General features: G+C 65.1%; 26 protein-coding genes. 2 read left to right on the forward strand and 24 right to left on the reverse strand.

Annotated features, from left to right (window positions below; translation table 11 throughout):
• Positions 1–14: 14 nt before the first annotated feature.
• From JZZ72_RS09005 to ccmA, 10 genes are read right to left on the reverse strand one after another with little or no spacing between them, the layout of a single operon-like run.
• Positions 15–425 carry a hypothetical protein gene (locus JZZ72_RS09005; protein ID WP_043861846.1) on the reverse strand — a complete coding sequence of 137 codons (411 nt, stop codon included), beginning with the start codon at positions 423–425 and terminating at the stop codon, positions 15–17.
• A gap of 10 nt (positions 426–435) precedes the next feature.
• Entirely contained in the window at positions 436–1,620 is a 1,185-nt protein-coding gene (ccmI, locus tag JZZ72_RS09010; RefSeq protein WP_210014307.1) for a c-type cytochrome biogenesis protein CcmI, read from the reverse strand.
• Positions 1,613–2,089, reverse strand: coding sequence for a cytochrome c-type biogenesis protein (locus JZZ72_RS09015; RefSeq protein WP_043861844.1), 477 nt, complete (start codon positions 2,087–2,089; stop codon positions 1,613–1,615). Before JZZ72_RS09015 ends, ccmI begins: the two co-directional genes overlap by 8 nt.
• Positions 2,086–2,622 carry a DsbE family thiol:disulfide interchange protein gene (locus JZZ72_RS09020; RefSeq protein WP_043861843.1) on the reverse strand — a complete coding sequence of 179 codons (537 nt, stop codon included), beginning with the start codon at positions 2,620–2,622 and terminating at the stop codon, positions 2,086–2,088. The genes JZZ72_RS09015 and JZZ72_RS09020 overlap by 4 nt, the downstream gene beginning before the upstream one ends.
• Positions 2,619–4,592: a heme lyase CcmF/NrfE family subunit gene (locus tag JZZ72_RS09025; protein WP_167400228.1), complete on the reverse strand. Its 1,974-nt coding sequence runs from the start codon at positions 4,590–4,592 to the stop codon at positions 2,619–2,621. Before JZZ72_RS09025 ends, JZZ72_RS09020 begins: the two co-directional genes overlap by 4 nt.
• An 11-nt stretch (positions 4,593–4,603) precedes the next feature.
• A complete protein-coding gene (ccmE, locus tag JZZ72_RS09030; RefSeq protein ID WP_058542048.1) occupies positions 4,604–5,059 on the reverse strand; it encodes a cytochrome c maturation protein CcmE in 456 nt (151 codons plus the stop codon).
• Entirely contained in the window at positions 5,056–5,232 is a 177-nt protein-coding gene (ccmD, locus tag JZZ72_RS09035) for a heme exporter protein CcmD (RefSeq protein WP_043861840.1), read from the reverse strand. Before ccmD ends, ccmE begins: the two co-directional genes overlap by 4 nt.
• Positions 5,229–6,005, reverse strand: coding sequence for a heme ABC transporter permease (locus tag JZZ72_RS09040; protein ID WP_043861839.1), 777 nt, complete (start codon positions 6,003–6,005; stop codon positions 5,229–5,231). Before JZZ72_RS09040 ends, ccmD begins: the two co-directional genes overlap by 4 nt.
• 43 nt (positions 6,006–6,048) lie before the next feature.
• Complete coding sequence (gene ccmB / locus JZZ72_RS09045; RefSeq protein ID WP_043861838.1) at positions 6,049–6,717, reverse strand: heme exporter protein CcmB; 669 nt, start codon at positions 6,715–6,717, stop codon at positions 6,049–6,051.
• Positions 6,714–7,346: a cytochrome c biogenesis heme-transporting ATPase CcmA gene (ccmA, locus tag JZZ72_RS09050; protein ID WP_043861837.1), complete on the reverse strand. Its 633-nt coding sequence runs from the start codon at positions 7,344–7,346 to the stop codon at positions 6,714–6,716. Before ccmA ends, ccmB begins: the two co-directional genes overlap by 4 nt.
• 182 nt (positions 7,347–7,528) lie before the next feature.
• On the opposite strand from ccmA, the gene fliK reads away from it, so the two are divergent.
• Both fliK and JZZ72_RS09060 read left to right on the forward strand, forming a co-directional pair.
• A complete protein-coding gene (fliK, locus tag JZZ72_RS09055) occupies positions 7,529–9,100 on the forward strand; it encodes a flagellar hook-length control protein FliK (protein ID WP_100634345.1) in 1,572 nt (523 codons plus the stop codon).
• On the forward strand, positions 9,097–9,432 hold the full coding sequence (locus tag JZZ72_RS09060) for an EscU/YscU/HrcU family type III secretion system export apparatus switch protein (RefSeq protein ID WP_043861835.1): 336 nt from the start codon (positions 9,097–9,099) through the stop codon (positions 9,430–9,432). Before fliK ends, JZZ72_RS09060 begins: the two co-directional genes overlap by 4 nt.
• 25 nt (positions 9,433–9,457) lie before the next feature.
• Here the strand turns inward: JZZ72_RS09060 and JZZ72_RS09065 are convergent, their stop codons facing one another.
• The 14 genes from JZZ72_RS09065 to flhA form a co-directional block, all read right to left on the reverse strand.
• Entirely contained in the window at positions 9,458–9,850 is a 393-nt protein-coding gene (locus tag JZZ72_RS09065) for a DUF2802 domain-containing protein (protein WP_043861834.1), read from the reverse strand.
• Between the two features lies 1 nt (position 9,851).
• Positions 9,852–10,331, reverse strand: a complete 480-nt coding sequence (locus tag JZZ72_RS09070; protein WP_043861833.1) for a chemotaxis protein CheW — start codon at positions 10,329–10,331, stop codon at positions 9,852–9,854.
• A 64-nt stretch (positions 10,332–10,395) separates the two neighbouring features.
• Positions 10,396–11,289 carry a CheW domain-containing protein gene (locus tag JZZ72_RS09075; RefSeq protein ID WP_100634343.1) on the reverse strand — a complete coding sequence of 298 codons (894 nt, stop codon included), beginning with the start codon at positions 11,287–11,289 and terminating at the stop codon, positions 10,396–10,398.
• On the reverse strand, positions 11,289–12,077 hold the full coding sequence (locus JZZ72_RS09080; RefSeq protein WP_100634341.1) for a ParA family protein: 789 nt from the start codon (positions 12,075–12,077) through the stop codon (positions 11,289–11,291). Before JZZ72_RS09080 ends, JZZ72_RS09075 begins: the two co-directional genes overlap by 1 nt.
• Before the next feature lie 43 nt (positions 12,078–12,120).
• Complete coding sequence (gene motD, locus JZZ72_RS09085) at positions 12,121–13,008, reverse strand: flagellar motor protein MotD (RefSeq protein WP_043861830.1); 888 nt, start codon at positions 13,006–13,008, stop codon at positions 12,121–12,123.
• Between the two features lie 3 nt (positions 13,009–13,011).
• The gene (locus JZZ72_RS09090; RefSeq protein WP_043861829.1) at positions 13,012–13,752 is read right to left on the reverse strand and encodes a flagellar motor protein; all 741 of its coding nucleotides are present in this window, start codon (positions 13,750–13,752) and stop codon (positions 13,012–13,014) included.
• The gene (locus tag JZZ72_RS09095) at positions 13,752–14,873 is read right to left on the reverse strand and encodes a protein-glutamate methylesterase/protein-glutamine glutaminase (protein WP_058542051.1); all 1,122 of its coding nucleotides are present in this window, start codon (positions 14,871–14,873) and stop codon (positions 13,752–13,754) included. The genes JZZ72_RS09090 and JZZ72_RS09095 overlap by 1 nt, the downstream gene beginning before the upstream one ends.
• 45 nt (positions 14,874–14,918) lie before the next feature.
• A complete protein-coding gene (locus JZZ72_RS09100) occupies positions 14,919–17,147 on the reverse strand; it encodes a chemotaxis protein CheA (RefSeq protein ID WP_210014308.1) in 2,229 nt (742 codons plus the stop codon).
• Positions 17,148–17,159: 12 nt separating this feature from the next.
• Complete coding sequence (locus JZZ72_RS09105) at positions 17,160–17,948, reverse strand: protein phosphatase CheZ (RefSeq protein ID WP_043861826.1); 789 nt, start codon at positions 17,946–17,948, stop codon at positions 17,160–17,162.
• A gap of 20 nt (positions 17,949–17,968) precedes the next feature.
• Positions 17,969–18,343, reverse strand: a complete 375-nt coding sequence (locus tag JZZ72_RS09110; RefSeq protein ID WP_043861825.1) for a chemotaxis response regulator CheY — start codon at positions 18,341–18,343, stop codon at positions 17,969–17,971.
• A 104-nt stretch (positions 18,344–18,447) separates the two neighbouring features.
• Positions 18,448–19,188 carry an RNA polymerase sigma factor FliA gene (gene fliA, locus JZZ72_RS09115; RefSeq protein ID WP_043861824.1) on the reverse strand — a complete coding sequence of 247 codons (741 nt, stop codon included), beginning with the start codon at positions 19,186–19,188 and terminating at the stop codon, positions 18,448–18,450.
• Positions 19,185–20,018, reverse strand: coding sequence for a flagellar synthesis regulator FleN (fleN, locus tag JZZ72_RS09120; RefSeq protein ID WP_054915624.1), 834 nt, complete (start codon positions 20,016–20,018; stop codon positions 19,185–19,187). The genes fliA and fleN overlap by 4 nt, the downstream gene beginning before the upstream one ends.
• A 119-nt stretch (positions 20,019–20,137) precedes the next feature.
• On the reverse strand, positions 20,138–21,448 hold the full coding sequence (gene flhF / locus JZZ72_RS09125; RefSeq protein WP_043861822.1) for a flagellar biosynthesis protein FlhF: 1,311 nt from the start codon (positions 21,446–21,448) through the stop codon (positions 20,138–20,140).
• Between the two features lie 11 nt (positions 21,449–21,459).
• Positions 21,460–23,589 (reverse strand): flagellar biosynthesis protein FlhA, encoded by a 2,130-nt coding sequence (gene flhA / locus JZZ72_RS09130; protein ID WP_043861821.1) that lies wholly within the window; start codon positions 23,587–23,589, stop codon positions 21,460–21,462.
• Positions 23,590–23,738 lie beyond the last annotated feature (149 nt).

The following is a 23,738-nucleotide window of genomic DNA, read 5'->3' on the forward strand; positions in this document are numbered from 1 at the left end:
ATGCCGGCTTGGGCTTACTGGGCGAAAGCCCGTCCCAGGCCGCCCGGCACGCCGCTGCTGTCGGTGTCCTGCCAGGGGCCGTCAGGGCTGGTGGCCCAGCTCCAGCCATTGCTGAAGCGGTAGTAGGTGCGTTGGCGGTAGAAGGTGTTGGTCTTGCCTTCGAGCACGTACACCCCGAGTTTCGGGTCCCAGTGGCTGGCGCCACCCGGCGGCGGCGCGAAGCTTGCCGAGGTGCGTGGCATCGGCTTGGGCGTCGGCAGCGTGGCCGGGGTACCTGGCTTGGGCCCCGGCACCGGTTTGATCACCGGCCCGGTCGGCGGCAGGGTTTCGATCGGCGGCACGGTGGGCTCGCTGGGCCGATGCACCGTACACGCACTCAAGCCCACGGCCAGGGCGATCAGGGTGAGGCGTGCGATGCTGTTCATAGTGAGCTCTCTACGGGTCCGGGCTGTCGATGGTCAGGTGCTGCGGCGCCTCGGTGCTGCTGGCCAGCGGGCTGCCACGGCCGATCCACTCGCCCTTGGTCGGCTGGCCGGCACGGGAGACGCGCGCAACCAGTTGGACTTCGGGGAAGCTCGACAGTTTCATGTTCGGCATCATCGCATCGCTGTCGCTGAGCTGAACCTCGATCGGCAGGTCGGCCACGGTCACGCGCTTGGCCGCCAGCGGCATCGGCGGCCCGGAACTGGCGCGGGCAAAGATGAACACGCTGTCATCGGGACGCACCTTGTCCTTGAGCGCCGGCGCCAGCTCGACCCGCACCGTCAGGCGTGCGTTGGTGGCCGGCGCCTGGCCCGCGGCCTTGAGCCGTTCGCCAGCACGCTCGATGCCGCCCTGCAGCGCGGCACGCGAGGCATCGCCCTCGGGCAGCTGGGCAATCAGACGGTTCCAGTAGTCGATGGCCTGCTGGTAGCGCCCGTCCTCGAAAGCGGCGATACCCAGCAGCCCCAGGCTGGTGACTTCCGCCGGATCGGCCTTGAGCGCTTCGTCGGTCAACGCCTGCATCTGCGCTGTCCACTGCTTGCCGTTACCGAAGTACAGCGCCTGCGCCCATTGCCCAAGCAGCTCAGGCTGACGCCCGGCCAGGGCGGCAGCGCGTTCGAAGGCCTTGGCGGCATCGGCGGCGCGTTCCTGGGCCATGTAGGCACGGCCCAGCAGGTACAGGCCTTCGGCCGAGTCTGGCTGGGCCTGCACCGCACGCTCCAGGCGCGAGGTCATCTCCTGCACCGACTGCGGCGCCTGGGCGAACTCGCGGGTCAGCTCGACCTTGTCGCTGGCGCCAAAGTGCAGGTACAGCCCGAGGCCCATCACCGGCACCAGCACCGCGGCCAGCAGCGGCAAGGTCTTGCCCAGGCGCGCACTGCGGTCGGGTTCGGCGTTGTCGGTGTCGGCCAGCAATTCGCGGGCGGCCTCGTCGCGGCCACGCTCCAGTTGCTCGGCGGTGAGCACACCGGCCTCGCCCTGGGCCTGCAGTTCGGCCACGCGCTCCTGGTACAGGGCCACGTTCAACGCGGTACGGTCTTCTTCCTGTTGCGCACGACGCACGCGCAACACCGGGATCAGCAGAAAGCTCAGGGCTACCAGTAACAGCAGGCCTGCGGGAAGCCAGAATTCAGTCATGGGTGCGTTCTTTGTCCAGCAGTTTGGCGAGGCGCTCACGCTCCTCGGGGGAAAGGTCGACGGTGCCGCCCGCCGCCTGGGTACGGCGCTTGCGCACGATCAGCGCCAGCATGCCGAAGCCGCCCAGCAGCAGGATGCCCGGGCCGAACCACAGCAGCCAGGTACGCGCCGTCAGGGCCGGCTTGTAGCGCACGAAGTCGCCATAGCGGTCGACCATGAAGTCGATGATCTGCTGGTTGTCCTTGCCTTCGCCGAGCATGCGGAAGATCTCGCGGCGCAGGTCGGCGGCAATCGGTGCGTTGGAGTCGGCGATGTCCTGGTTCTGGCACTTGGGGCAGCGCAGTTCCTTGGTCAGCACGTGGTAACGCTCGCGCTCGGCGTCGTCGGCGAACTGATAGGTGTCGATGGCCGCGTGGGCCACGCCGGCGATGCTCAGGCCCAGCAGCGCGCCTGCCAGCCAGCGCCTCATTGGCCGGCCTCGTCGAGCAGGCCCTGGTACAGCGGCGCCAGTTGCTCGCGCCACACGGTCTGGTCGACCACACCGACGAACTTGTGCCGGATGATGCCCTTGGCGTCGATGATGAAGGTCTCCGGCGCGCCGTACACACCCAGGTCCAGGCCGAGGGTGCCGTGCTCGTCACGGATGCCGATCTGGTAGGGGTTGTGGAACTCGGTCAGCCACTTGATCGCAGCCGCGTTCTCGTCCTTGTAGTTGACCCCGTAGATCACCACGCCCTGCTCGGCCAGCTTGTTCAGCACCGGGTGCTCGACCTTGCACGAAGGGCACCAGGTGGCCCACACGTTGACCAGCGCCGGCTTGCCCAGCAGGTCGTCGCGGGTCAGGGTCCGGTCGCCTTCCACGGTCGGCAGCGAGAACGCCGGGAAGGGTTTGCCGATCATCGCCGAGGGCAGCTCGGACGGGTCCAGGTACAGGCCCCGGTACAGAAACACCGCCACCAGCAGAAACACCGCCAGCGGTAGCACCATGATCCAACGCTTCATGCAGTTGCTCCCGACATGCCCAGTACTTCACGTACCCGGCTTTTCACCTTGACCCGATACCGCTTGTCCATCGCCGCCATCAGGCCGCCCAGGCCGGTCAGCAGGCCGCCCAGCCAGATCCAGCGCACGAACGGCTTGACGTGCACGCGCACGGCCCAGGCGCCGTTGTCCAGCGACTCGCCCAGCGCCACGTACAGGTCGCGGGTGAAACCGGCATCGATGCCGGCCTCGGTCATCACCGACTGCTGCACGGTGTACAGGCGTTTTTCCGGGTGCAGCACGCTGATTTCACGACCGTCCCGCAGCACGCGCACGGTGCCCTTGTCGGAGGTGAAGTTCGGCCCTTCGAAATGCTTGGCGCCTTCGAACACGAACTGGTAGCCGCCCAGTTCCATCGACTCGCCCGGCGCCAGGCGCAGGTCGCGTTCGGCGCTGTTGTTGCTCGACAGCACCACGCCCAGGGCGCATACCGCGATGCCCAGGTGCGCCACGTGCATGCCCCAGTAGCTGCGGCTCAGGCCGCGCATGCCCTTGAGCAGACCCTTGTGACGGGTCTTGTCGAGCAGGTCGCGCACGCCGGCCAGCAGGATCCACGCCGCCAGGGCGAAGGTGGTCAGTACCTGCCAGTCGAAGTCGTCCACCAGCAGCCCGCCGATGGGTGCCAGCACCACGCTGCCGATCGCCACCGGGGTCAGCATGCTCACCAGCCATTTCGTCGGGGTGTCCTTCCAGCGCACGATCACGCCGACCGCCATCACCACCATCAGCAGGGCCATCAGCGGGATGAACAGCGCATCGAAGTAAGGCGGCCCCACCGACAGCTTGGCCCCGGTCAGTGCATCGAGCACCAGCGGGTACAGGGTGCCCAGCAGGATCATCGAGGCCGCCACCACCAGCACCAGGTTGTTGGCCAGCAGCAGGGTTTCCCGCGACCACAGGGCGAACCCGACCTGGCTCTTGACCACCGGGGCGCGCAAGGCGAACAGGGTCAGCGAACCGCCGACCACGAACAGCAGGAAGATCAGGATGAACACGCCGCGCTCGGGGTCGGCGGCAAAGGCGTGCACCGAGGTCAGCACGCCGGAACGCACCAGGAAGGTGCCCAGCAGGCTCAGCGAAAATGCAGCGATCGCCAGCAGCACGGTCCAGCTCTTGAACACGCCGCGCTTCTCGGTGACGGCCAGCGAGTGGATCAGTGCGGTGCCCACCAGCCACGGCATGAACGAGGCGTTTTCGACCGGGTCCCAGAACCACCAGCCACCCCAGCCGAGTTCGTAGTAGGCCCACCACGAGCCCAGGGTGATGCCGATGCCCAGGAACGCCCAGGCCACGATGGTCCAGGGCCGCGACCAGCGTGCCCAGGCCGCGTCCAGGCGCCCGCCGAGCAAGGCGGCGATGGCGAAGGCGAAGGCCACCGAGAAGCCCACGTAGCCCATGTAGAGCATCGGCGGGTGCACGATCAGGCCGATGTCCTGCAGCAGCGGGTTGAGGTCGCGACCATCGGCAGGCACCTGCGGCAGCAGGCGCTGGAACGGGTTGGAGGTAACAATCAGAAACGACAGGAAGCCCACGCTGATCATGCCCATCACCGCCAGCACCCGGGCCAGCATCACCTGCGGCAACTGGCGCGAGAAGATCGACACGGCGAAGGTCCAGCCGCCCAGGATCAGCGCCCACAGCAGCAGCGAGCCTTCGTGGGCGCCCCACACGGCGCTGAACTTGTAGTACCAGGGCAAGGCGCTGTTGGAGTTGCTGGCCACATACGCCACCGAGAAGTTGTCGGTCATGAAGGCATGGGTCAGGCAGGCGAAGGCAAACGCCAGGAAGGCGAACTGACCCCACGCCGCCGGGCGTGCCAGGCTCATCCACAGGCTGTCGCCCCGCCAGGCGCCGAGCAGCGGCACGCTGGCCTGAACGCCGGCAAAACAGATGGCCAGGATCATCGCCAACTGGCCCAGCTCGGGAATCATCAGTGCAGCATTCATGGCTTGGCTCCGCCGTCGGTGGACACCTGGCCGCTTTCCTTCAGGGCCTTGGTGACCTCGGGCGGCATGTATTTTTCGTCGTGCTTGGCCAGCACCTCGTCGGCCACCACCACGCCCTCGGCGTTGAGCTTGCCCAGGGCGACGATGCCCTGCCCTTCACGGAACAGGTCGGGCAGGATGCCGCGGTAGGTGATGGGCACCGACTTGTTGAAGTCGGTGACCACGAAACGCACGTCCAGCGAGTCGCCGGAGCGTTGCAGGGAACCGGCCTCGACCATGCCGCCGGCCCGGATGCGGGTATCGAGCGGGGCTTCGCCGTTGGCGATCTGGGTAGGGGTATAGAACAGGTTGATGTTCTGCTGCAGCGCGCTCAGGGCCAGGCCGACGGCGACGCCGACACCCACCAGCAGGCCGAGGATGATGAACAGACGCTTCTTGCGTTGCGGATTCACTTGGACTTCTCCCGGCGCAGGCGGCGCGCTTCTTCTTGCAGATACCGGCGCTTGCTCAGTACGGGCGCGGCAACATTGATGGCCAGCACCAGCAGGCAGATGCCATAGGCCGACCAGACATAGAGGCCGTGATGGCCCATGGCGAGGAAATCATTGAAGCTGGCAAAACTCATCGTGCGGTCTCCCGCCCCAGGTGGCCCAACACTTCATCCTTGACCCAACTGGCGCGTGCCTCGCGCCGCAGCACTTCAAGGCGCATGCGCAACAGCAGCACCGCCCCGAAGAAGCAATAGAACCCCAGCACGGTCAGCAGCAGCGGCAGCCACATCTCGGCAGGCATCGCCGGCTTTTCGGTGAGGGTGAAGGTGGCGCCCTGGTGCAGGGTGTTCCACCACTCCACCGAGTACTTGATGATCGGAATGTTGATCACGCCGACAATCGCCAGTACCGCGCAGGCCTTGGCCGCGCTCTCACGATTGCTGATCGCCTGGCCCAGGGCAATCAGACCGAAGTACAGAAACAGCAGGATCAGCATCGACGTTAGTCGTGCATCCCAAACCCACCAGCTGCCCCAGGTCGGCTTGCCCCAGATGGCACCGGTGCTCAGGGCCACCACGGTCATCCAGGCGCCGATGGGCGCGGCGCATTGCAGTGCCACGTCGGCGATCTTCATCTTCCAGACCAGGCCGACCACGCCGGCCACCGCCAGCATCACGTAGCACGACTGCGCCAGCATGGCCGCCGGCACGTGGATGTAGATGATTCGGAAACTGTTGCCCTGCTGGTAGTCCTGCGGGGCGAAGGCCAGGCCCCAGACCACGCCCACGGCGATCAGCAGGATGGCGGCGATGCTCAGCCACGGCAGCATGCGGCCGCTGATGGCATAGAACCATTTGGGTGAACCCAGCTTGTGAAACCACGTCCAGCTTATTGCGCTGCTTTTCATCACGGTACATCCAGGGTCTTTGCTGGGCGGGGCCCAGACCTCATTATTCGCCGACGCTGATCTTCAGGCCAGCCGCTATTGCAAAGGGTGCCAGGGTTACTGCAAGGGCGGTCAGGCTGCCAAGCCAGAGCAGGTAACCGGTCGCCGGCATAGCTTGCAGTGCCGCCTGCAAGGCGCCACTGCCCAGGATCAACACCGGGATATATAACGGCAAAATAAGCAGTGCCAGCAGCAGGCCACCGCGCTTCAAACCCACGGTCAAGGCTGCGCCCACTGCACCCAGCAGGCTCAGTACCGGGGTACCGAGCAGCAGCGAGGCCAGCAGTACCGGCAGGCATTGCACCGGCAAACCGAGCATCAGGGCCAGCAGCGGCGACAACAATACCAGTGCCAGACCGGAAAAGGCCCAGTGTGCCAGCACCTTTGCCAATACCAGAAGCGCCAGGGGGTGCGGCGAAAGGACCCACTGCTCGAGGGATCCGTCCTCGAAATCACTGCGAAACAGCCCGTCCAGCGAGAGCAGAACGGATAAAAGGGCGGCCACCCAGACTAACCCAGGGGACAAGTTTTGCAACAATTGCGTCTCCGGCCCGACCGCCAACGGGAACAACGCGATCACGATCGCGAAGAACACCAATGGGTTGGCAAGCTCGGCCGGCCGGCGGCACAGCACCTGCGCTTCTCGGCGCAGCAAATGAACGAACACACTCATGCCGCGTACTGCCCCAGGTTCAGTTCTCGGTAGCCGGACGGCGTCTGCGCCAGCGTGTGGTGGGTGGTCAGCACGACCATGCCGCCGCGCTCGCAATGCGCCGCCAGGTGCGCTTCGAGCTGGGCCACGCCCTGCTTGTCGAGGGCGGTGAAGGGTTCGTCGAGAATCCACAGCGGCGGGCTGTCCAGGTACAGCCGCGCCAGCGCCACGCGGCGCTGCTGGCCGGCCGACAGGGTATGGCAGGCAACATCTTCGAAGCCGCGCAGGCCCACGGCCGCCAGTGCCTGCCAGATCGCCTCGCGGCTGGCAGGCTGATGCAGGGCGCACAGCCAGGCCAGGTTTTCCTCGGCGGTGAGCAGGTCCTTGATGCCGGCCGCATGACCGATCCACAGCAGCATCCTGGCCAGTTCGCTGCCCTGCTCGGCCAAGGGCTTGCCGTCCAGGCGGATTTCACCGCTGGTGGGCCGCATCAACCCGCTGAGCAGGCGCAGCAGGCTGGTCTTGCCGCTGCCATTGGGGCCGCTGATCTGCAGCATGTCACCGGCCGCCAGGTGCAGTTCGAGGTGTTCGAAAAGCATTCGCCAGTCGCGCTCGCAGGCCAGGCCCACAGCTTCGAGTCGAGGGGTCACAGGTTCGCCTTATGGTTCGGTCTCAAGTCGGTCCGGGCCTGGCCGTTATACTGAGCAACAGCTGTACGGCATGGCCGGTCGCATCGGGCACGCCACAGGACGTGCGCACCCGCCAGGAACGGGCGGCATTATACATGGCATGTCCTACTGCAAAGAGGGCTATTTCCACAGGTTGCAACGTGATGACAGGCGAAATCAACAGCCTTGGCCCGCAGGCCCTGGCCAACCCCCAGGCGCGCAGCGCGGCGATGACCGGCGAACTGCTCAAGCTGCTGCAACCCCAGCCTGCCCTGCTCGCCCCGGGCGAGACCGCGCAGGCGCAGGTACTGTCGTTGCGCCAGGTCGGTCAGGACTTCCAGCTGCTGCTGCAACTGACCCAGACCAACGGGCGCCAGACCACCGTACAGACCAGCGCCAGCCAGCCCCTGCCCCAGGGCAGCGAGCTGACGGTCAGCCAGCCCAATGCCGGCAACCTGAGCATCACCGTGCAGCAGGCCATCGCGCGCAACGTGGCCACCCTCACCCAGCTCGACACCCGCCAGTTGCCGCCGGGCACCCTGCTGCAGGGCAAGGTGCTGACCACTCAGGCGCTGCCCCAGGCCGCCGGGCAGCCGGCCTTGTTCCGCTCGTTGGTGACCCTGCTCAACACCGCCCAGGCCGGCGCCACCCTGAACATCGACAGCCCTCGGCCACTGGCGCTGGGCAGCCTGCTCAGCGCACGGGTACAGAGTGAACAGTCGATCAGCTTCGTGCCCCTGAGCGGGCGCCAGGAACAACTGGCGATCACCCAGCACCTTAGCGCGCAGCTGAGCCGCCAGGCCTCGCTGCCGGGCCTGCTCGCCAGCCTGCAACAGATGAGCGCCGAGCAGCGCCTGCCGGCCGATGTGCGGGCCAGCGTGAGCACCCTGCTGGCCAGCCTGCCGGACATGGAACAGCTCGGCACGGCCAAGGGCCTGGCCCAGGCCCTGAACAACAGCGGCGCGTTTCTGGAAGCCAAGCTGCTGGCTGGCGCCCCAGCCGCCCTCGCCCCCGACCTCAAGGCCCAGGTGATCCGGCTGGTGGCGCAGTTGCTGCCCGGCCTCCCCGGCAGCACCCAGTTCAACCCGGCCGTGGCCGCCAGCACCCTGGCCCAGGTGCTGCCGGGCATGGTGCGCAACGCCCTGGGCATGCTCGGCCAGGTAAGCCCGCGCCCGGCCCCGGGAAGCTTTCCGCTGCCCTCGCGGCTGCTGCAAAGTGGCGACGAGGAAGGCGACCTGGAACACCTGCTGCGCCTGGCAGCGGCAGCCATTTCACGCCTGCAGAGCCACCAGCTCGCTGGCCTGGAGCAAACCCGCACCACCGCCGACGGCAACCTGCAGACCACCTGGCAACTGGAGATACCGGTGCGCAACGGTCAGGAGTTCATGCCGCTGCAAGTGAAGCTGCAGCGCGAGGAAACCCCCGAGCAGCAGGCCGACCCGGAACGCGAACAGCGCGACCCGCTGGAGATGCTCTGGCGCGTGGAGCTGGCATTCGACCTCAGCCCGCTGGGGCCCTTGCAGGTGCAGGCACAGATCAGCCAGGGCAACCTGTCCAGCCAGCTGTGGGCGGAGCTGCCGAGCACCGCGCAACTGATCGACAGCCAGCTCGGCAAGCTGCGCGCGCGGTTGGTGGAGCGCGGGCTCAACGTCGGTGAACTGCTGTGCCATCACGGTACGCCGCCACAGGGGCCGCGTACGCATCTGGAACAACGCTGGGTGGATGAAAACGCATGAGCCAGACCCCGCCACGTCAGGCCATTGCCCTGACCTACGACGGCCAGCAGGCCCCGACCTTGAGCGCCAAGGGCGACGACGAGCTGGCCGAGGCGATCCTGGCCATTGCCCGCGAACACGAAGTGCCGATCTACGAGAATGCCGAGCTGGTACGCCTGCTGGCGCGCATGGAGCTGGGCGATCAGATCCCGGAGGCGCTGTACCTGACCATCGCCGAGATCATCGCCTTCGCCTGGCAGCTCAAGGGCCAGGTGCCGGAGGGGTTCGTGGACAACGCCCCGCAGGAGCGCGACATTACCCCGAACCTGTACAGCCTGCCTGCGCCGGACTGACGCCGCGCAGGCCGGGTGCCTTGCATCAGCTGCGGTGCAGTTTGCTCATCAGCTCGGCTTCGGCCTGGGTCAGGCCGCAGGACTGGGTCAGCTCGTCGACGCTGGCGCCCATGCCCACCAGCCGCGCCGCCTGGGCGAACGACAGGCTGTTGGGGTCGCGCTGCTCCAGTTGCATCAGCTTGTCCGGCAACGGCGCCACCACGGCGCGCAGCTCGTGCAACGCGTCGCCCATGCGCACCGTACCGTTCTGGTAATCGTCCACACGCTTGGCCAGGTCCTTGATGCGCTGGTCACGCAGCGCATCGCCCTGAGCCTGCTGCGAGGCCAGCTCGCGCTGGCGCTTGCTGTAGCCGTAGAACAGCCACAGGCTGAGGATCCAGACCAGCGCCAGAAATATGACAGCACCCTCGAGAATCAACTCAGATATTCTCCAGCTCGGACCACTCTTCCTCGGTCATCATCTTGTCCAGCTCGACCAGGATCAGCAGTTCGTTGTTCTTGTTGCACACACCCTGGATGAACTTGGCCGATTCCTCGTTGCCGACATTCGGCGCGGTCTCGATCTCCGACTGACGCAGGTACACGACCTCGGCCACGCTATCGACCAGGATGCCGACCACCTGCTTGTCCGCCTCGATGATCACGATACGGCTGTTGTCGGAGATTTCGGCAGACATCAGGCCGAAGCGCTGGCGCGTGTCGATCACGGTCACCACATTGCCGCGCAGGTTGATGATGCCCAGCACATAGCTCGGCGCGCCCGGCACCGGAGCGATTTCGGTGTAGCGCAGCACTTCCTGGACCTGCATCACGTTGATGCCGTAGGACTCGTTGTCCAGCTTGAACGTTACCCACTGCAGAATCGGATCGTCGGAACCCTGCGCAGTCATGTTTTTCATTCCCCTAACCCTCAAAAGCCGTTCTCGGCGGTGTACTCAGTGCGGTCGCGGCAGTTGCGACCGATTATTTATGCGTACCGTGCATCTGCTTGACGGCGCCGCTGGCGATCAGCTCTGCCAGCTCGGCGACATCCAGCAGCGCGCACATGTGTTCGATGACCGTACCGGCAAGCCACGGGCGCTGCCCACGCTGGCTGCGCCACTTGATCTCGCTCGGGTCCAGGCGCAGCGAGCGGCTGACCTGATGCACCGCCAGCCCCCACTCGTAGCCCTGTACCGAAATAACGTATTGCAGCCCCTGGCGGAAGTCGTCGCGGTAGCGGTCGGGCATGACCCAGCGCGCCGTGTCGAGCACCTTCAGGTTGCCCGCCTGGCTGGGCAGGATGCCCAGGAACCACTCGGGCTGGCCGAACAGCGGCGTGAGCTCCTGGCCGGCCAGCGAGTAGATCGAGCCCAGGCACACCAGCGGCACCGCCAGGGTCAGCCCGGCCACGTCGAACAGCAGGCATTCGAACGGCTCGGCGGCCCAGGCCGGGCGACCGTCGCCCGTCAACGGCGGCACCGGCTGGTCCGGTGCTGCGGGCAGGTGCACCTGCACCAGCGGCTCGACCGGGGTCGGCACATCGGCGATGACCGGGGCGACCACCGAGGCCGCCTCCACCACCTTGGCCACCACCGGTGGCGCCATTACCGGCATGACCAGCCGCGTAGGCTCGGCGAATGCCGGCGCTGCGGTCTTGAGCCGGGCGTCACGGGCCTGTTCTTCGAGCACTGCGGCCTGGAACTCGTCGATCGCTTCAGGCGCCGTGACGACCACCGGGGCCGGGGCCACTGCGACGCGTTCGGCCACCGCCTGGGGCAATGGCTGCAGCTCTTCGGTGGCCTCCTGCAACAGGCCGTCCAGGTACGACTGCAAGGCCAGTTGAGGCTTTATGGTGACCTGCTGCGGGCTGTTCATCAGGCCACCTGCGCAACGGCATTATGCGCCAGCAGATGCTTGAGCAATGCCCGGTAGGCAATCACGCCACGGCTCCTGCCATCGAACTGCGACGGCGTGAGCCCGGCACGGCTGGCGTCGCGCAGGCGCGTATCGACCGGAATGTAGCCCTGCCAGATGGTCTCGGGATAAGCGTCGCGCAGCACCCGCAGGGTGCCCATAGAGGCCTGGGTACGGCGGTCGAACAGGGTCGGCACGATGTGGTACGGCAAGGCCTGCTTGCGCGAGCGATTGACCATGCTCAGCGTGCTGACCATGCGTTCGAGGCCTTTCACCGCCAGGTATTCGGTCTGCACCGGGATCACCAGTTGCTGGCTGGCTGCCAGCGCATTGACCATCAGAACGCCCAGCAACGGCGGGCTATCGATGATCGCGTAGTCGAAATCCTGCCACAGCTGCGCCAGACTCTTGGCGATCACCAGGCCCAGGCCACTCTGGCCCGGTGACTGACGCTCGAGCACCGCCAGGGCGGTGCTGGAAGGCAGCAGCGAGATGCGCTCGTCGCTGGTGGGCAGCAACAGCTGGCCCGGCAGCCCTTCGGGCACCGTGCCCTTGTGCAGGAACAGGTCGTAGCTGCTGTGCTCGAGGGTGTCCGGGTTGTGACCGAAGTAGCTGGTCATGGACCCGTGCGGGTCGAGGTCGACCACGACCACGCGCTTGCCCGCCTCGGCCAGCAGGCCGGCCAGGGCGATGGATGTGGTGGTCTTGCCGACACCACCTTTTTGATTGGCTACTGCCCAGACTCTCATTGCGCTGCTTCCTCCCGGTCGGGTCGGACCCTGCCGGGATCGATTAAAGGGTCGACGACGGGGAATTGACGGGATTGCGCCCGGCCGTCGGTGCTACGGCTGGCGGTGCAGTTTGTGTGCCAGCACGCTTGAGCGCCGCATCGGGTGTGGCATTGGCGCTGCCGGTACCGGTCAGGCTGCGGCGCACCTCCAGATTGCGCGAGATCACCAGCACCACCCTGCGGTTCTGCGCGCGCCCTTCAGGGCTGGCATTGCTGGCGATGGGCTGGAACTCGCCGTAGCCCACAGAAGCCATGCGTGCCGGGTTGACCCCTTCCATCGCCAGCAGGCGCACGATGCTCGCCGCCCGTGCCGACGAAAGCTCCCAGTTGGTCGGGTACTGCGCCGTGCGGATCGGCTGGTCATCGGTGAAGCCTTCGACGTGCACCGGGTTGGCGAACGGCTTGATGATGTGCGCCACCTTGTCGATGATGTCGAACGCCTTGTCGCTGGGCATGGCATCGCCACTGCCGAACAACAGGGAGGAATTGAGCTCGATCTCGATCCACAGTTCGTTGCCGCGCACGGTCATCTGGTCGGACTTGATCAGGTCGCCAAAGGCATCGCGCACATCGTCGGCGATGGTCTGCAGCGGGTCGCTGGAACTTTGCCCCAGGCCCGCATCGACCTGCTCGCTGTCCTTGATCAGCGGTTCGGCCGGCTTGACGCTGAGGGGGCGCTCGTCGCCTATCGGAATCGGCTTCATGCTGCGCTCGGGGTCGTTGAACACGCCGATCAGCGCCTGCGAGATGACCTTGTACTTGCCCTCGTTGATCGAGGAAATCGAATACATGACCACGAAGAAGGCGAACAGCAAGGTGATGAAGTCGGCATACGACACCAGCCAGCGTTCGTGGTTTTCATGTTCCTCGGGTTGACGACGACGGGCCATGGCTTACTCCATGAAGCCCTGAAGCTTCAGTTCGATTGAACGTGGGTTCTCGCCTTCGGCAATCGACAGCAAGCCTTCCAGGAGCATTTCGCGATAGCGCGACTGGCGCATGGCCAGGGCCTTGAGCTTGTTGGCGATCGGCAACAGGATCAGGTTGGCACTGGCCACGCCGTAGATGGTGGCCACGAACGCCACGGCGATACCGCTGCCCAGCTGGGTCGGGTCGGCCAGGTTGCCCATCACGTGGATCAGGCCCATCACCGCGCCGATGATGCCGATGGTCGGCGCATAGCCGCCCATGCTCTCGAACACCTTGGCAGCCTGGATGTCGCGGCTTTCCTGGGTGTAGAAATCCACCTCGAGAATGCTGCGGATGGCTTCGGGCTCGGCGCCGTCGACCAGCAGCTGCAGGCCCTTGCGGGCATACGGGTCGGGCTCGGCATCGGCCACGCCCTCAAGGCCCAGCAGGCCTTCCTTGCGTGCGGTGAGGCTCCAGTTGACCACCCGGTCGATACCGCCGGCCAGGTCGACCCGCGGCGGGAAGAGGATCCAGCGCACGATCTGCAGGGCGCGCTTGAACGCGCTCATGGGGGCCTGCAGCAGCGAGGCCGCCAGCGTCCCGCCGATCACGATCAGCGCCGCCGGGCCATTGATCAGCGCCGAAAGATGGCCGCCTTCGAGGTAGTTGCCGCCAACGATGGCGACGAACGCCAGGATGATCCCGATAAGGCTCAACACGTCCATCAGATGCACGCCTCTACCAGGTGCCGGCCGATCTCGTCCAGGCCGTACACCGCATCGGCCAGGTTGGCCTTGGCAATGGCCATGGGCATGCCATAGATCACGCAGCTGGCTTCGTCCTGGGCCCACACCTGGCTGCCGCCCTGCTTGAGCAGGCGCGCGCCTTCGCGGCCATCGGCGCCCATGCCGGTCAGCACCACGGCCAGCACCTTGTCGCCATACGACTTGGCCGCCGAACCGAAGGTGATGTCCACGCAGGGCTTGTAGTTGAGGCGTTCGTCACCCGGCAGGATCTTCACCGTGCCGCGCCCGTCGACCATCATCTGCTTGCCGCCCGGTGCCAGCAGGGCCAGGCCGGGGCGCAGCACGTCGCCGTCCTCGGCTTCCTTGACGCTGATGCGGCACAGCTTGTCCAGGCGCTCGGCGAAGGCCTTGGTGAAGGCCGCCGGCATGTGCTGGATCAGCACGATCGGCGCCGGGAAGTTGGCCGGCAGCTGGGTCAGCACGCGCTGCAGCGCCACCGGACCACCGGTGGAGGTACCGATGGCCAGCAGCTTGTAGGCCTTGCGCTTGGGTGCCGGGGAGCTGGGTGCAGCGGCCCGCGCAGGGGCTTGCGGGGCAACCGGGGCGGCGCGCATGGACGCTGCCGGGGCGCTGCTGCCGGCGCTGTGCGACGGTGCAGGCGCTGCGGCCGGTGCCGGGCTGGCATAGCTGCTGAAACGACGGTTGCTGCGCGAAATGGTATGCACCTTTTCGCACAGCATCTGCTTGACCTTCTCGGGGTTGCGCGAGATGTCCTCGAAGTTTTTCGGCAGGTAGTCCACCGCACCGGCGTCCAGTGCATCGAGGGTGACGCGGGCGCCTTCGTGGGTGAGCGAGGAGAACATCAGGACAGGCGTGGGGCAGCGCTGCATGATATGACGCACGGCGGTGATGCCATCCATCATGGGCATTTCATAGTCCATGGTGATGACGTCGGGCTTGAGCGACAGCGCCTGATCGATCGCTTCCTTGCCGTTGGTCGCGGTACCGACCACCTGGATAGTCGGGTCCGCTGAAAGAATTTCCGAGACACGGCGGCGGAAAAAACCGGAATCATCCACCACCAGGACCTTGACTACCATAAACACTCCATTACGGGGCGCGGCCACCTGGCCACGCCACCGGGATCAGATACGCCGAGCGGCGTAACGCTTGAGCATGCTCGGCACGTCGAGAATCAGCGCAATGCGCCCGTCACCGGTAATGGTGGCGCCCGACATGCCCGGGGTGCCCTGCAGCATCTTGCCCAACGGCTTGATGACCACCTCTTCCTGGCCCACCAGCTGGTCGACCACGAAGCCGATGCGCTGGGTACCCACCGACAGGATCACCACGTGGCCTTCACGCTGCTCCTCGTGGGCTGCCGAGCTGACCAGCCAGCGCTTGAGGTAGAACAGCGGCAAGGCCTTGTCACGCACGATCACCACTTCCTGGCCGTCGACCACATTGGTGCGCGACAGGTCCAGGTGGAAAATCTCGTTGACGTTCACCAGCGGGAAGGCGAAGGCCTGGTTGCCGAGCATCACCATCAGGGTCGGCATGATCGCCAGGGTCAGCGGCACCTTGATGACGATCTTCGAGCCCTGGCCCTTGGTCGAGTAGATGTTGATCGAGCCGTTGAGCTGGGAAATCTTGGTCTTGACCACGTCCATGCCCACGCCGCGACCGGACACGTCGGAGATCTCGGTCTTGGTCGAGAAGCCCGGGGCGAAGATCAGGTTGTAGCAGTCGCTTTCGCTGAGGCGATCGGCGGCGTCCTTGTCCATCACCCCGCGCTTGACCGCAATGGCGCGCAGGACATTGGCATCCATGCCCTTGCCGTCATCGGAGATCGACAGCAGGATGTGGTCGCCTTCCTGTTCGGCAGCGAGGATCACCTTGCCATTGCGCGACTTGCCGGCGGCTTCGCGCTCTTCCGGGGTTTCCACGCCATGGTCGACGGCGTTGCGCACCAAGTGCACCAGCGGGTCGGCCAGGGCCTCGACGAGGTTCTTGTCCAGGTCGGTCTCTTCGCCGACCAGCTCCAGGTTGATCTCTTTCTTGAGCTGGCGGGCCAGGTCGCGAACCAGACGCGGGAAGCGCCCGAAGACCTTCTTGATCGGCTGCATGCGGGTCTTCATCACCGCGGTCTGCAGGTCGGCGGTCACCACGTCCAGGTTCGAAACGGCCTTGGACATGGCTTCATCGCCGCTGTTCAGGCCCAGGCGCACCAGGCGGTTACGCACCAGCACCAGTTCGCCGACCATGTTCATGATCTCGTCCAGGCGCGCGGTGTCGACCCGCACGGTGGTCTCGGCCTCGCTGGCCGGATGCTTGTCGGCAGCGGGAGCCGCTTGACGGGCTGGCGCGGGGGCGGGTGCCTTGGCCGGTGCCGGTGCCGGTGCCGCTGCGGGCTTGGCCGCCGGCTTGGCCGCAACCGTCGCCGCAGCAGCAGGCGCGTTGGCAGCGCCAGCGCCGCTGACGGCGTCGGGCGCGAACTTGCCCTTGCCGTGCAACTCGTCGAGCAGGGCCTCGAATTCGTGTTCGGAAATATGGTCACCCGCCGCTGCGGGTGCGGCAGCGGCCGGTGCGGCGGCCGCTACAGCGCCGGGCAGTGCATCGGCGGCAAAGGTGCCCTTGCCGTGCAACTGGTCCAGCAGTGCTTCGAATTCATCGTCGGTAATATCACCGCTGGGCGCCGCGTCCGCGCCAGGTGCAGCAGCAGATGCCGCCGCCACGCTGTCGGGGGCGAACTGGCCCTTGCCATGCAACTGGTCCAGCAACGACTCGAACTCGGCGTCGGTGATTTCATCGCTGGCAGCGTCCACGGCCACCGGCTCGGGCGCCTCGGCCTGGGCCTTGGCGGCATTGAGCGAGTCGAGCAACTGCTCGAACTCGCTGTCGGTGATATCACCCCCGCTCGCCTCGGCCTCAGGCTCCGGCTCGGCAACCGCCGCCACCGGCGCAGGCGCCGCCGCTTCGGCACTGGCAGGTTCGGCCAGGCGCGCCAGGGCGGCCAGCAGTTCCGGAGTGGCTGCGGTGATGTCGGTGCGCTCGCGCACCTGGCCGAACATGCTGTTGACGGTGTCCAGGGCTTCCAGGACCACGTCCATCAGTTCGGCGTCCACACGTCGTTCACCCTTGCGCAGGATGTCGAAGACGTTTTCGGCGATGTGGCAGCACTCCACCAGCTCATTGAGCTGGAGGAAGCCGGCGCCCCCTTTTACAGTGTGAAAACCGCGAAAAATTGCATTGAGCAGGTCGGCATCATCCGGGCGGCTTTCCAGCTCGACCAGTTGCTCGGACAGTTGCTCAAGAATTTCGCCGGCTTCTACCAGAAAATCCTGGAGGATTTCTTCATCGGCGCCGAAGCTCATTAAACGTGCTCCCTAAAAACCCAGGCTGGACAGCAGATCGTCGACATCGTCCTGACCGGACACAACGTCTTCACGTTTATCGGCATGAATCTGTGGTCCTTCACCCCGAGTCGGATGTTTTTCTTGATCTTTTTCGGCACGCAGCTGGTCGTGGTCATGCTCGATGCCGGCGAACCGGTCGACCTGACTCGCCATCAACACGAGCTTCAGAAGATTGCTTTCTACTTCGGTGACCAGTGCCGTGACGCGCTTGATCACCTGGCCGGTCAGGTCTTGGTAGTCCTGAGCCAGAAGAATGTCGTTGAGATGGCCGGCGACCTTGCGGTTGCCCTCGGCGCTGTGCGTCAGGAAACTGTCGACGCGCTTGACCAGCTCGCGAAACTCCGGAGCCTCGACTTCGCGGCGCATGAAGCGCTGCCAGTCGCCACTCAGGCTGGCCGCCTCGGCACTGAGGTCATTGAGTACCGGCGTGCTTGCCTCCACCAGGTCCATGGTGCGGTTGGCAGCGCCCTCGGTCAGCTTGACCACATACGACAGGCGTTCGGTGGCGTCGGTAATCTGCGAGACTTCCTCGGCCTGCGGCATGTGCGGATCGATCTGGAAACTGACGATCGCACTGTGCAGCTCGCGGGTAAGCTTGCCGACTTCCTGGTACAGGCCAAGGTCACGGGTCTGGTTCAGCTGATGGATCAGTTGCACCGCGTCGCCGAACCTGCCTTTTTCAAGGCTGCTGACCAGCTCCTGGGCATGTTTCTTCAGAGTCGACTCGAAGTCGTCCAAAGATGATCTTTTTTGCTCCATAAGCGCCCCCGTGGCGTACCTCAGCTATTGACGCGCTCGAAGATCTTTTCGATCTTTTCTTTCAGCACCTGGGCGGTGAACGGTTTGACCACATAGCCGTTGACGCCCGCCTGGGCGGCTTCGATGATCTGTTCGCGTTTGGCTTCGGCCGTCACCATCAGCACCGGCAGGTGCTTGAGGCGTTCATCCAGACGTACCTTGCGCAGCAGGTCGATACCGGACATGCCGGGCATGTTCCAGTCGGTCACCAGGAAATCGAAGTGACCGCTTTCGAGCATCGGCAACGCGGTGTTGCCGTCGTCGGCTTCCTGGGTATTGGTAAAGCCCAGGTCACGCAACAGGTTCTTGATGATCCGCCGCATCGTCGAAAAATCGTCGACGATGAGGATTTTCATGTCTTTGTTCAATTAGACCTCCAAGCAGTCTTTAACGCGCTCAGCGCTGAACGCGCATTCAATCAATTCGGGCACTACATTTCACGACTGTATGGAACGGCTGCTCAACGCGCCCGCCATTCCCCCAGGCGACCGCGCAAGCGTGCGGCGCACTGGCTGTGCAACTGGCTGACACGCGACTCGCTGACCCCCAGCACCTCGCCGATTTCCTTGAGGTTCAGCTCTTCGTCGTAGTACAGCGCCAGCACCAGGCGCTCGCGCTCGGGCAGGTTGGCGATTGCATCCGCCAGGGCTGCCTGAAAGCGCTCGTCTTCCAGATCGCGCGATGGCTCGAGCTGGGCACTGGCGCCGTCCTCGTGCAGGCCTTCATGTTCGCCGTCCTGCAACAGGTCGTCGAAACTGAACAGGCGACTGCCCAAGGTATCGTTCAAAATCCCGTAATAATCATCGAGACTCAATTGAAGTTCGGCAGCAACCTCGTGATCTTTAGCATCACGACCGGTTTTTGCTTCAATTGCACGAATCGCGTCACTCACCATGCGGGTATTGCGGTGTACCGAACGCGGCGCCCAATCCCCCTTGCGCACCTCGTCGAGCATGGCCCCACGGATGCGGATACCGGCATAGGTCTCGAAACTGGCACCCTTGCTGGAGTCGTACTTGTTGGAGACCTCGAGCAGGCCGATCATGCCGGCCTGGATCAGGTCTTCCACCTGCACACTGGCTGGCAGACGCGCCAGCAGGTGATAGGCAATGCGCTTGACCAAGGGTGCGTACCGCTCGATCAGCTCGTACTGGGCATCACGCGAAGCCTTGCTGTACATCCGATAGCCGCTTGCACTCATAGCACTGGTCCCGCACTGGTCGGTTGCACCAGCCGTTCGACGAAGAACTCCAGATGACCACGCGGGTTGGCAGGCAACGGCCAGCTATCGACCTTCTGAGCAATGGCCTTGAAGGCCAGCGCGCACTTGGAACGCGGAAAGGCTTCGTAGACTGCTCGCTGCTTCTGCACTGCCTTGCGGACACATTCGTCGTAGGGCACAGCACCGACGTATTGTAAGGCGACATCCAGGAAGCGATCCGTGACCTTGGTCAATTTGGCGAACAGATTGCGACCTTCCTGAGGGCTTTGTGCCATGTTGGCCAGCACCCGGAAACGGTTCATGCCGTAATCGCGGTTCAGCAGCTTGATCAGGGCATAGGCGTCAGTGATGGACGTGGGCTCGTCGCACACCACCAGCAGCACTTCCTGGGCCGCGCGCACGAAGCTGACGACCGAATCGCCGATGCCGGCCGCGGTGTCGATGACCAGCACGTCGAGGTTGTCGCCGATCTCGCTGAACGCCTGGATCAGCCCGGCATGCTGGGCCGGCGCCAGGTGCACCATGCTCTGGGTGCCGGAGGCCGCAGGCACGATGCGTACCCCGCCAGGCCCCGGCAGCAGCACGTCGCGCAGCTCGCAGCGGCCCTCGATGACATCGGCCAGTGTGCGTTTGGGGGTCAGGCCGAGCAAGACGTCGACGTTGGCCAGGCCCAGGTCGGCGTCCAGCAGCATGACCCGACGGCCAAGCTCAGCCAGCGCCAATGACAAGTTCACTGACACGTTGGTCTTGCCGACGCCACCTTTGCCGCCTGTCACGGCGATCACCTGTACGGGATGCATGCTGCCCATGTTTGTTCTTTACCTTGTCTTACTTAGACCGAGGCCACATGACTGGCTGCGCTTTCAACACCTGAAAAATGCCTGGCAGACCATTGATGTAGGTACTTTGCAACGTATACACATTTACCTCAGCCGACACGCTTGCCGTCGCTGTGGTACAGATCGGCGAACATGTCGGCCATGGCCTCTTCGCTGGGATCGTCCTGCATTTGTACACTGACCGCGCGACTGACCAGATGGTGCCGGCGCGGCAAGTGCAGATCGTCCGGAATGCGCGGCCCATCGGTCAGATAGGCCACCGGCAACTCATGCGTGATGGCCAGGCTCAGCACCTCGCCCAGGCACGCCGTTTCGTCGAGCTTGGTCAGGATGCAACCGGCCAGCCCGCAGCGCTTGTAGCTGTGGTAGGCAGCGGTCAGCACCTGCTTCTGGCTGGTGGTGGCCAGCACCAGGTAATTCTTGGCCTGGATGCCGCGCCCGGCCAGGGTTTCGAGCTGCATGCGCAGTGCCGGGTCGCTGGCCTGCAGGCCGGCGGTATCGATCAGCACCACGCGCTTGCGCAGCAGAGGGTCCAGGGCCTGGGCCAGCGACTGGCCGGGGTCGACGTGGGTCACCGACACATTCAGGATGCGCCCCAGGGTCTTGAGTTGTTCCTGGGCGCCGATGCGAAAGCTGTCCATGCTCACCAGCGCGATGTTCTGCGCGCCGTACTTGAGCACATAGCGCGCCGCCAGCTTGGCCAGGGTGGTGGTCTTGCCCATGCCGGCCGGGCCGACCATGGCGATCACGCCGCCCTCTTCGATCGGCTCGATTTCCGGCACCTGGATCATGCGGGCCAGGTGCGCCAGCAGCATGCGCCAGGCCTGGCGGGGCTCTTCGATGTCGGCAGTGATGTCCAGCACCTCGCGGGCCAGCGGCCCGGCGATGCCGATGCGCTGCAGGCGGCGCCAGAGGTTGGCCTGGTGCGGCTTGCTGCCCTGCAGCTGGGTCCAGGCCAGCGAGCCGAGCTGCACTTCGAGCAGCTCGCGCAGGCCCGAGAGCTCCGAACGCATGGAATCGAACAGGCGCTGATCGACCGGCGCCGGGGCCGCTGCCTGAGGCCGCACGGGGGCCTCGACTTGCGGCTCTACCAGCGGCTCGGAGGCGGTCAGCGGCAGGCCGGCGAACAACTGGCGGTTGCCCTCCTCGCCTTCGACCCGGCTGCTGAGCTCGGCCTGCGCGGTGACGATGCGCGACTGGGTCTTGCGCAGTTCGTCCTCGAGCTCGACGTTCGGCACCCGCGGCGCAAGCGCGGACAGCTTGTAGTCCAGCGCCGCCGTCAGCTCGACACCGCCAGCAATCCGTCGGTTGCCGATGATGGCGGCCTCTGCCCCCAGCTCATCACGAACCAGCTTCATGGCCTGACGCATATCAGCGGCGAAAAAACGCTTAACTTGCATATCCCACTACCTCAGCCGTTGGGGCCTACTGTGGCAACGATGGTAACTTGCTTGTTGTCAGGTATTTCCTGATACGCCAAAACATGCAAATTCGGTACAGCCAGGCGGCCAAAACGCGACAGCATCTGTCGAACGGGTCCTGCGACCAGCAGGATTGCAGGTTGCCCTTGCATCTCCTGACGCTGGGCGGCCTCGATCAACGAACGCTGAAGCTTTTCGGCCATGCTCGGCTCAAGAAGAACACCATCTTCCTGACCCTGCCCGGCCCTTTGCAAACTATTGAGCAAAATCTGTTCCAACCTTGGCTCAAGCGTGATCACAGGCAGCTCGGACTCAGTTCCTACAATGCTTTGCACGATTGCGCGGCTCAATCCTACGCGCACCGAAGCCACCAGCGCGGCGGTATCTTGACTCTTGGCGGCATTGTTGGCGATGGCTTCGGCAATGGTGCGGATGTCGCGCACCGGCACCTGCTCGGCCAGCAACGCCTGCAGCACCTTGAGCAGACCGGACAGCGGCAGCACCCCCGGTACCAGTTCCTCGGCCAGCTTGGGCGAGCCCTTGGCCAGGACCTGCAGCAGTTGCTGTACCTCTTCGTGACCGATCAGCTCGTGGCAATGCTTGTAGAGGATCTGGTTGAGGTGGGTGGCGACCACGGTGCTCGCGTCCACCACGGTGTAGCCCAGCGATTGCGCCTGGCTGCGCTGGGCCACATCGATCCACACTGCCTCCAGGCCGAAGGCCGGGTCCCTGGCGGCGATGCCGTTGAGGTTGCCGAACACCTGCCCCGGGTTGATCGCCAGTTCGCGGTCGGGGTAGATCTCGGCCTCGGCCAGGATCACCCCCATCAGCGTCAGGCGGTAGGCGCTGGGGGCCAGGTCGAGGTTGTCGCGGATGTGCACGGTGGGCATCAGGAAGCCCAGGTCCTGGGACAGCTTCTTGCGTACCCCCTTGATCCGCGCCAGCAACTGCCCACCCTGGTTGCGGTCCACCAGCGGGATCAGCCGGTAGCCGACTTCCAGGCCGATCATGTCGATCGGGGTAACGTCGTCCCAGCCCAGCTCCTTGGTTTCCTGAGCACGCTGCGGCGACGGCAGCAGGTCCTGCTGGCGCTGCACTTCCTGCTGTGCCTTGACCTTGGCCTGGTTCTGCTTGCGCCACACCAGGTAGGCGCCGCCCGCGGCCATCAGGCCGAGGCTGAGGAATGCCACGTGCGGCATGCCCGGCACCAGCCCCATGACGATCATCAGGCCGCCGGACACGGCCAGCGCCTTGGGCGAATCGAACATCTGCCGGTTGATCTGCTTGCCCATTTCCTCGGAGCCCGAGGCACGGGTAACCATGATCGCGGCGGCGGTGGACAGCAGCAGCGAAGGCAACTGCGCCACCAAACCGTCACCGATGGTGAGCAGCGCATACACGCGACCGGCGTCGCCGAAGGTCATGCCGTGCTGGAAGATACCCACGGCCATGCCGCCGATCAGGTTGATGAACAGGATCAGCAGGCCGGCGATGGCGTCACCGCGCACGAACTTGCTGGCACCGTCCATCGAACCGTAGAACTCGGCCTCCTGGGCCACTTCGGTACGCCGTGCCTTGGCCTGGGCCTGGTCGATCAGGCCGGCGTTGAGGTCGGCGTCGATGGCCATCTGCTTGCCGGGCATGGCGTCGAGGGTGAAGCGCGCGCTCACCTCGGAAATGCGCCCCGCACCCTTGGTCACCACCACGAAGTTGATGATCATGAGGATCGCGAACACCACGATACCGACCACGTAGTTGCCGCCGATCACCACCTCGCCGAAGGCCTGGATCACCTTGCCCGCGGCTTCGTGGCCGTCGTGACCGTGGAGCATCACCACCCGCGTGGACGCCACGTTCAGCGCCAGGCGCAGCAGCGTGGCCACCAGCAGGATGGTCGGAAACACGGCGAAATCCAGCGGGCGCAAGGCGTACACGCACACCAGCAGCACGACGATGGACAGGGCGATGTTGAAGGTGAAGAACACGTCGAGCAGGAACGGCGGGATCGGCAACATCATCATTGCCAACATCACCAGCAGCAACAGCGGCACCCCCAGGTTGCCCCGGCCGAGCCCGGACAGGTTGCTACGGGCGCTGTTGATTAACTGAGAGCGATCCACCGATATTCCTCTTCAAGCAAACTTTTGACGCCATGCGGGCGCTTGGCGCTGCTATTGCAAGAAGCTTTCCAACTTTGGATCAGTGACGCGACCTTCGCCGACACTGCCGGCTCCTGCAGCGAAGGGGCCGGCACCTCGGCGCCGACGGG

This window comes from Pseudomonas palmensis, assembly GCF_017848315.1.
In the GTDB taxonomy this organism is placed as follows: domain Bacteria; phylum Pseudomonadota; class Gammaproteobacteria; order Pseudomonadales; family Pseudomonadaceae; genus Aquipseudomonas; species Aquipseudomonas palmensis.